This window comes from Vibrio sp. 10N.222.46.A1, from assembly GCF_041473595.1.
Lineage (GTDB): Bacteria > Pseudomonadota > Gammaproteobacteria > Enterobacterales > Vibrionaceae > Vibrio > Vibrio tasmaniensis_A.
The window spans coordinates 1-8,590 of record NZ_JBFRSN010000596.1 but is presented as its reverse complement, the minus strand read 5'-3'; the positions used below and the strand labels follow the sequence as shown (position 1 = coordinate 8,590).

Below are 8,590 nucleotides of genomic sequence, written 5' to 3'. Positions count from 1 at the left end.
CTACCTAAACAACGGCGAACACATGTTGTTCGCCGTTGTTTAGGTAGATACCACATGAACCTGTACCACCAATCATGATCGCGCCATCTTGGCCATTATGTGCACCAATACATGCACCATAGGCGTCTGTATTGAGTGTCATACTTGCGAAAGGGTGTGCTTGTGCCATGAAGTCGAGCCATGCTGACTTCTGTTCAGCACCAGCTAGCGCCAAACCAACATGCATATTAGAAAAATCGTTAGAGTTGAGTTGCCCTTGTTGTGCGGCTTTAGTAATCGCATCAACAATTGAACTCATTGCAACATCGACACCCAAAAGGATGTTGGCACTGCCACTTTTCGCTTCACCAATGAGTTTGCCTTGGTTATCACGAATGCGAGCACGGCAAGATGTACCGCCACCATCAATACCTACGTAGTAAAGCGTCATGATTATTGCTCCTTACACTGTGCTAAATGATTGAACTGTGCTGCAGTCGCCAGTAAGTACCACGCCCCATGAGGGATCCATTGTTCACCCCAGCGCCAGTTTTGAAGCATGTCGTCTTTCTGTGCTGGTGGGTTGAATGCGATGTCTTGTTCGTCTTCGAACCCTGCCGTGATGCCATTGCAAATCCCGCCTTTGGCATTGAAGAAACCAAGTTGTGGTAGATAGTCTGGGTTGTTATGACCGTGGCCATCAAGCATGCACATGTGGTATGGGTTGAGGCCCAAAATCCAGTCAAGGCTATTTTGTGAAAGTTGGATTAGACGCTGCTGAAGGTCATTATCTTTAATGTGCGGTTGAACTAGGTAAGCCATGGTCGCAATTGAGCCAAGACGCGCGTTTTCGCCTTGCCACCAGTAGCCAGTTTCGTTTTGTTGAGCGACGAAGAAGGCATCACGTTTATCACCATCGACAGATTTTACGTATTGTCTTGGGTAGCCAAATGGGTTGATGACTTTGTCGGTAATGTTGATTTCGAACTGACAAGCTTGCTCAACAACCACACGTGCTTGTTCTTTCAACTCAGTGTCAGTTTCATTATCGATGTACTCGCACAGAGCAATTACAGGAAGGCCAGCTTCAGCTGCATGGAAATAGGGGCGAGAGCCATCAGCATTAGCTGACCAAAAGTGCTCAACTGAATCATCAGATTGCTGACGTGCGATCAAGCGACTAGCCCAAGTTCTTGCTTCTAATAGGTATTGATCGTCCTCTGTTACTCGGTACAGTTCATTGGCAGCGAGTAGGGCACAATATTCATCGATGATGTTTTCTTCGCCATCGTTTAGGTACTGCAGGTTATGTTCTTTTAGGTGCCAATAACCGCTAACGGCAGTTTCAAGATAAGTTTGGCTCGAGTAACTGCCCGAGGTTTCAAGTTCAGATGCAGCAGTTAATGCGGCGATAGCAACACCTGCACCTTGTCGGTAGCCCGCTTGCAAGTCCGTTGATTTGTTACCTTCTTGAGTGGCGTATGCGCAGATGTCACGTTGATTGATGTCTTTACTCCACTTGTCGAATACCGTCATGTAAAAGTATCCGTCAGCGTCTTGCATACGCACTAAGAAATCGGCACCGAATAGGGCTTCTTCCACTAAACGAGTCATAGAGAATTTAGGAAAGTCTGAGTTATTGCTAGTCAAGCGCACGCTTTTTAGCATGTTCCAAACGACCATTGGAATTTGTTGTGGGTTAAGGTAGTTACCATAAGACAGGTGGCTAAAATACTTACTTACATCACCTGATGCGTCATACCATCCACCGTGGACATCGACGTATCTGTCAGTGCCCATAATTTGTGCTTGTCGATCTTTTTTGTCGAAACTACCGCCACAGCGTTGTGACTTAAAGTAATGAAGCACATCAGAAAACGTGTGGTTCATTAATAGGTTGCTACCAATCTCAAATACTTCAGAGCGTAGGTTGTCAAAACGTAGGTAGTAGCGACCTGATTCAGTGAATGAACTGAAATCGATAGTGAAGAATTGCCCTTGATGCCAATTTGCTACGCGGCCTTGTTTAACCACATCAAAACTTCCGACAGTGATATGGTTGTCGGCACACACCAAAAGTGCAGTCGTACTTGATAAGCGAGCTTTCTTCGTTTGCAGAATAGCTTGCTTTGGAGCCGTGGATTCGTAGCCAATATGGTTGGTCAATAACAGCATCAATATTCTCCGACAGTCCTAGTTTCTATTGGCTAGGTACTTGAATGTTTTGGATATAAAATGTTTTGTATATAAATAGTTAGGGCCCGCAGACCCTAACTTGGTTTTATTGCTTAGCTTTCGTGTAGGTAACAACGCACAAAGTGGTTATCAGCTAACTGCGTAACCCCTGGTAACTGCTCTTTACACTTGTCCATTGCATGAGTGCAACGGCCTGCAAATGGGCAACCTGCTGAGACTGGTGTCCAAAGAGGGATCTCACCTTTGTTGCCTGCGAGTTGTTCGTGGATCGATTTTTTAGGATCTGGAACCGCAGAAACAAGCAGTTGGGTGTAAGGATGCTGAGGGTTAGCAATCACATCATCGGTATCGCCCCATTCCACCATGTGTCCTACGTACATCACTGAAAGATCTTCAGCAATGTAACGAGCGGTTGCGATATCGTGAGTGATGTAAAGTAGAGACATTTGTTTCTCAAACTTCATTTCTTCCATCAGGTTCAAAACACCAGCACGAATCGATACATCAAGCATCGATGTTGGTTCATCGGCTAATACAACTTCTGCACCAACTGCAATGTTACGGGCTAGGTTGACACGTTGACGCTGACCACCAGAGAGTTGATGAGGGTACTTCTCTGCCGTTGCTTGTGGTGGCACTAAGCCAACTTGCTCTAGAAGATCGTACACACGTTCCTGTAACTCTTTCTTGTTGCCCGGAGATACTTTTTTGTGGATCAACAATGGTCGAGCTATGTGGTGAAAGATGTTATGTGTTGGGTTCAGAGAACCAAACGGGTCTTGCCATACCATCTGCACGCCTTCACGGTAGTGCATAAGATCTTTTCTGCTTGAGATCTCTTGGATATCACGACCTTTGTATTCGATCGTACCGCCCGAAGGTGCGTACATTTTTGCGATCATTTTTGCTGTTGTTGATTTGCCTGAACCTGACTCACCAACCACAGCTAGGCCGCGACTTTTATACATCTTGAATGATACGTCGTTAATCGCACGCATCATTGGGGTTTGAATTGTGGTACTGCTTATTGGGAAGTCTTTTACGACATTCTTGCCTTCTACCAATAATTGACCGAAATCTTTGCTCATAATTGTCTCCAGAATCCTTATTCGCTTTGCTTGCATTTCGGCGGTCGAGCCGCCTTATTCGTTATTCACGCTGAATCAGCGTGCAAGCTATAGCTTCCTTTGTACTATTGGGTCACCGTACAGGTGGCAGTTAGACAAATGTCCCGGGTCGATAGAACGCAGCTTGGTTGGCACCTTGGTACACGTTTCATGTACACGATCACAACGAGCTTGGAAACGACACCCTTCAGGGATCTCTAACAGGTTCAGAGGGTTACCCGGAATGCCTGCTAGTTTTGTCTTTGGCCCTGTTAGTGGAGGGAAAGAACTTCCCAGCCCTTTGGTATAAGGGTGGTAAGGGTTTTCTAGAATATCTTGAGCATTGGCAACCTCGATGAGCTCACCTGAGTACATGATGCCGATACGGTCAGAGAACTCGACCATCAATGACAAGTCATGGGTGATGAACAGAATCGAGAAGCCAAACTCTTCTTTTAGTGCATAGATCTTTTGTAGGATTTCGCGTTGAACAACCACATCAAGTGCGGTCGTTGGCTCATCCATAATGATAAGCTTTGGATTCAATGCTAAAGCGATAGCAATAACCAAGCGCTGACGCATGCCGCCAGAGAATTGGTGAGGGTAGTCACTCAATCGGCTCGGGTGAATATCTACGATTTCAAGTAGACCTTCTGCGCGTTGCTTAGCTTGCTCACGAGTCATGTTGGTGTGACGCATAATTACGTCACAGAACTGCTCTTCCATTGGTAATACAGGATTGAGTGCGTTCATCGCACTCTGGAATACCATCGACATCTCGCTCCAACGGAACGCTTGCATACGGTCATCACTGTATTCAAGGATGTTCTCACCATTGAAGATAACCTCACCACCACTGATGTAAGCGGGCGGCTTATGCAGACGCATAAGAGAGAAAGCAACAGTTGATTTACCACAGCCAGATTCACCAGCTAGGCCGAATACTTCACCTGGAGCAATGTCGAAACTTACGTTGTTACACGCACGTACATCGCCAGACTCTGTGATGTAATCCACGCATAAATTGCGGATAGAAATTAGTGGTTCAGACATGATTATTTATCTCCGCTCCAAAGTGCATTTTGTGGTGGTAGTTCAGGTTCACGTTCTTCTTTGTCTTGTGCTGCTAATTTCTTCCAACGCTTCATGCCTTTGTGAGAACGCAGTTGCGGGTTGGCAATTTCATCGACAGCGAAGTTAAGTAGAGCAAGACCAGTTACAAGTAGTGTCAATGCGATACAAGGAGCCAACAGTTCCCACCAAGCGCCAATCAGCATTGATGAAGAGGTTTGAACGTTGTAAAGCATGATGCCCCAGCTGATTGTGTTCGGGTCACCAAGACCTAGGAACGAAATCGTTGCTTCCATCATGATTGCGTACATCACCGAACCGATGAAGCTCGCGCCAACGATAGAGATAAGGTTTGGAAGAATCTCTACGAAGATAATACGGAATGAAGATTCACCCAGAACTTCAGCGGCTTTTACAAACTCTTTTTCACGCAGTGCTAAGGTCTGGGAACGAACAACACGCGCGCCCCAAGCCCAGGACATAAAGCCGATAACCAAGGTTATGGTGAGTGGCCCTGCCTCACCGATAAAGGCTGCAACTACGAACAGTAATGGGTATTGAGGAATAACCAGCATGATGTTCATTGCGGCTGTCAGAACATCATCGACACGGCCGCCAAAGTAGCCTGCGGAAACACCAATAACCGTTGCTAGTAAACATACGGTAAGACCCGCACCAAAACCTACAGCAAGAGATACGCGTGCGCCGTATACCACTTGTGACCAAACGTCACGACCCATACGAGTTGTTCCCAGTACGTGGTCTGCCTTCTTAGACATTATCAACGTACGACGATCGTCTGCTAGGTTTTGAGCAACCCAGCCATCAGGGTTAGTTTGTGCAGACTTAACCACGAAGCCAGGGTATTCGTGTGGATTACCTGTACGTTTGTCTGGCACATGTTTTGTGATCAATGGAGCCGCAATCGCACCAAGAATAAAAATACTTAGGATGATGACGCCGGTTAAGGCCATCGGGTTACGCCAAATGAGTTTTAGAATATCTTTCATGATTATTTACCACCCTTACGAAGACGAGGGTCAAGAACAACGTAAAGCATGTCTGCAACTAGGTTAAAGAACAGCATGAATAGCGTCATGATAAGCAGTTGACCTTGCAGTACTTGGTAATCACGAGCGTTAATTGCGTTGAAAAGTACGCTGCCAAGGCCTGGGTAGTTAAAGATGATTTCGATAATTAACTGACCACCGATTGCCATACCTAGCGACATAGAAAGTGCTGTCACACTTGGTAGCATCGCGTTACGAGCTGCGTAATTGAATACCACTCGGTTTTCGCTAAGGCCTTTGCCTTTCGCCATGGTGATGTAATCTTCAGCTAGCAGGTTGATCATGTTGTTACGCATGTTTACTAGGAAGCCACCAATTTGAACAATAGATGCACATAGCAAAGGTAAGAAGGCGTGGTAAGCGACATCTTTAATGAATGCCCAGCTTGTCCAATCTGGAATCGTACCCGCGGTATAGGCGTAACCTGTTGGGAACCATTTCAAGCCGATTGCGAAGGTAAACAGCGCAATCATGGCAATAACAACCTGAGGAACGGCTTGTAAAATCAGCATCCCGGGAGTCACAAAGGCATCGTATTTGCTGCCACGTTTCCACGCTGCAAAAATACCTAGGATTGAACCAATAGAGAAAGAAAGAATAACGGCGGTGCCTGCTAAGAATAGCGACCAACCAAATGCTCCACCCAACAGAGTATTTACAGAAAGTGGGTAGAATTGAATTGATGTACCAAGCTCCCAGCTTAGAATGTTCTTCATGTATGCGCCGTATTGAACCAGTAAGCCGCCATCAACGAAGCCTAATAGTTCTTTCATTGCAGCAATACGCTCAGGAGTAACTTGTACAGAAGCGTTCGCAAACATCATGGTAACTGGGTCACCAGGCATTGCTCTTGGAATAATAAAGTTTAACGTCGCTGCAACTAATAGCGCGACAAAATAAAATGACAAACGTCTTAAAAAATAACCCATAACTCACACCTTACTCACCCAGATTGTTTCCCTGTTTCTGGATTCAGGTCGCTCCTAGCGAAATTTGGAACGAAAAATCCCCTGACGACTAGCGCCATACTTTCAATTGATAGTGTGGGGATTTTTATAAGCGGCGTAAGAAGTTACGCCGCAAAGATTGAACGATTACTTATTTAACTGGTTTTAGGTCCAGTACATGAAGTAGACGCTCTGGAATACCAGCCCAAATGTTTGGACGGCCTTTTGGATTTTCTTCGTTCCACCAACCAGTGAATCGAGTTGTGTTGTATTGGTACATGTAAGCACCAGACATCACAGGGATTGTCACTTGGTCTGCAGCGATAATTTGCTGGATACCATGTGCAATATCTAGCTGTTCGTTCTTGTCAGCTGTTTTGTAGAAGCTGTTTAGAAGACCATCTAGCTTGTCATTTTTGTAGAAGTGCATAGCGAAACGAGGCATACCATCACCAGATTGTAGTGATGAGTTGTAAGCACTGTTCCAGTACGTGTATGGATCCGCACCGTGGAAGTAGTTTGTGTATGCTACGTCGTATGTACCTTCAAGCATTGCTTGATTGTAAACAGAGAAGTCAGGTGTACGAGCTTTCGCTTTAATGCCGATTTCGTTTAGTTGCTCTACCGCAAGTTGAACTGTGTTGTTGAAGTCAGTCCAGCCGTTTGGCGATTGAATCATTAGTTCGAAAGATTTGCCTGATGGAGTGTCAACAAAACCATCTTTGTTTACATCTTTGAAGCCAGCGTCAGCAAGAAGCTTCTTCGCGCCTTCAGCGTTGTAAGTGTTGAAGCCTTTGTATTTGTCGTGAGTTTTTTCATCAGACCAAGCTTCAAACGCGTAGCCAAGACCCGATGCGAAATCGTTCACAGTACCGCCACCGTAGAATGCGATGTCGATGATAGTTTGGCGGTCAAGAGCCATAGAGAAAGCACGACGGAATTCAACGTTGCTCAATGCTTCATGCTTCGCAGCATCAGGGTGTTTGAAGTTAACGATGAATGCTTGTGTACCTGCTGGCGGGTACCAGTAGTGGTGTTTAGGGCTTGCTGCAGCGTATGTACGATCGATATCAGGAACGAAAGAAGACGTCCAGTCCATTTCACTGTTTACAACTTTACCTAAGAACTGGTCGTTGTTCGCAATTTGTGGAACACGTAGACAGTCAACATCTAGGTTGTCTGCATCCCAGTAGTTCGGGTTTGCACACTGGATGTACAGTTGCGCTGTAAACGTATCGATTTCTGTAAATGGACCAGAACCTACAGGGTTCTCATTGGTAAACGTTGATGGATCTTTAACGTCTTTCCAGATGTGCTTAGGTACTACAGGTACTTTAGCAATCTCGTAAGGTACGTTTGAGTTTGCTTCTGTTAGTGTGAACTTAACTTGGTTGTCGTTCAGTTTTTCTACAGAAGTTACCCAAGAGTTGATACCAGATTGGTCAAGCTCTGGCTTCTCTTTTACAAGGTTGAAAGAAAAAACAACATCATCAGCAGAGAAAGTTTCTCCATCAGACCATTTAACACCCTTACGAATGTCGAAAACAACGCTCATCAGATCATCTGACATTTTGAAGTTTTCAGCTAGACGGAACACCGGAGTGTTACCGTGCATTTCGTTAAATACTACTAAAGGCTCGTACATGAAGTCAGTTGTAGTATGTAGGTTAGTAGCACCAAGGTACGGGTTAAAGTTACGTACGAATGTAGTGTACTCTTTCGGGTGAACGGTCAGTTCGCTGCGCTCTGCAGCTGTTGCTACTGATGCAAAACCTGTTGTAGCAGTTGCAATAATTGCTGTTGCTATTGCTGTTTTTTTTATATTGGCAAGCATAGCTGTTCCTTACTATTTGCTTTCATTTCACTAATGGATTGAATGTTATCTGTCGCTAATTAGTTAGTAGATACACACTCTAGTTAAAGGCCTACCTCTTCTTCGTTGCTCCAGATTCATCTTTGATTCTGAGAAGTGGTAAGAGTGGCCTGTAGGCCTTTGGCAGGAGTAAGAAAACACCTTATCGATGAATTAATCAAACTCGTTTCCCGTCAAAAACGTTAAAAACACACAGCACCACGTCATTAACGTCAAAATAGCTTGCTTTGGTGGTTTTTTGTGCGTAATTGTTAAGGTGATGTGACTCGCATTTGGTTTTGTGGTGGTAGCTTTTTGTAAGTGGTCACTAACCTTTTCGGCTTTTAATTATAGGGGTTTATCTTACGG

6 protein-coding genes and 1 pseudogene are annotated in these 8,590 nt (G+C 45.0%); all 7 read right to left on the bottom strand.

The window, feature by feature from the left end; all coding sequences use genetic code 11:
* Positions 1–19: 19 nt before the first annotated feature.
* Positions 20–430 (bottom strand): annotated as a pseudogene (locus AB4496_RS16700) (BadF/BadG/BcrA/BcrD ATPase family protein); the annotation flags it as partial.
* Positions 431–432: 2 nt separating this feature from the next.
* Complete coding sequence (locus AB4496_RS16695; RefSeq protein WP_009847566.1) at positions 433–2,154, bottom strand: glycoside hydrolase family 9 protein; 1,722 nt, start codon at positions 2,152–2,154, stop codon at positions 433–435.
* A 113-nt stretch (positions 2,155–2,267) separates the two neighbouring features.
* Entirely contained in the window at positions 2,268–3,263 is a 996-nt protein-coding gene (locus AB4496_RS16690) for an ABC transporter ATP-binding protein (protein WP_009847565.1), read from the bottom strand.
* Positions 3,264–3,350: 87 nt separating this feature from the next.
* Entirely contained in the window at positions 3,351–4,334 is a 984-nt protein-coding gene (locus AB4496_RS16685) for an ABC transporter ATP-binding protein (RefSeq protein WP_009847564.1), read from the bottom strand.
* A gap of 2 nt (positions 4,335–4,336) precedes the next feature.
* Complete coding sequence (locus AB4496_RS16680; protein WP_009847563.1) at positions 4,337–5,362, bottom strand: ABC transporter permease; 1,026 nt, start codon at positions 5,360–5,362, stop codon at positions 4,337–4,339.
* A gap of 2 nt (positions 5,363–5,364) precedes the next feature.
* Complete coding sequence (locus tag AB4496_RS16675; RefSeq protein WP_009847562.1) at positions 5,365–6,351, bottom strand: ABC transporter permease; 987 nt, start codon at positions 6,349–6,351, stop codon at positions 5,365–5,367.
* A gap of 169 nt (positions 6,352–6,520) precedes the next feature.
* Positions 6,521–8,203, bottom strand: coding sequence for an ABC transporter substrate-binding protein (locus AB4496_RS16670; RefSeq protein WP_009847561.1), 1,683 nt, complete (start codon positions 8,201–8,203; stop codon positions 6,521–6,523).
* Positions 8,204–8,590: the final 387 nt, after the last annotated feature.

Bases quoted from the DNA above. Each gene is read 5' to 3' on its own strand.
- AB4496_RS16670 (WP_009847561.1), bottom strand. From the start codon at position 8,203: ATGCTTGCCAATATAAAAAAAACAGCAATAGCAACAGCAATTATTGCA.
- AB4496_RS16695 (WP_009847566.1), bottom strand. From the start codon at position 2,154: ATGCTGTTATTGACCAACCATATTGGCTACGAATCCACGGCTCCAAAG.
- AB4496_RS16675 (WP_009847562.1), bottom strand. From the start codon at position 6,351: ATGGGTTATTTTTTAAGACGTTTGTCATTTTATTTTGTCGCGCTATTA.
- AB4496_RS16685 (WP_009847564.1), bottom strand. From the start codon at position 4,334: ATGTCTGAACCACTAATTTCTATCCGCAATTTATGCGTGGATTACATC.
- AB4496_RS16680 (WP_009847563.1), bottom strand. From the start codon at position 5,362: ATGAAAGATATTCTAAAACTCATTTGGCGTAACCCGATGGCCTTAACC.
- AB4496_RS16690 (WP_009847565.1), bottom strand. From the start codon at position 3,263: ATGAGCAAAGATTTCGGTCAATTATTGGTAGAAGGCAAGAATGTCGTA.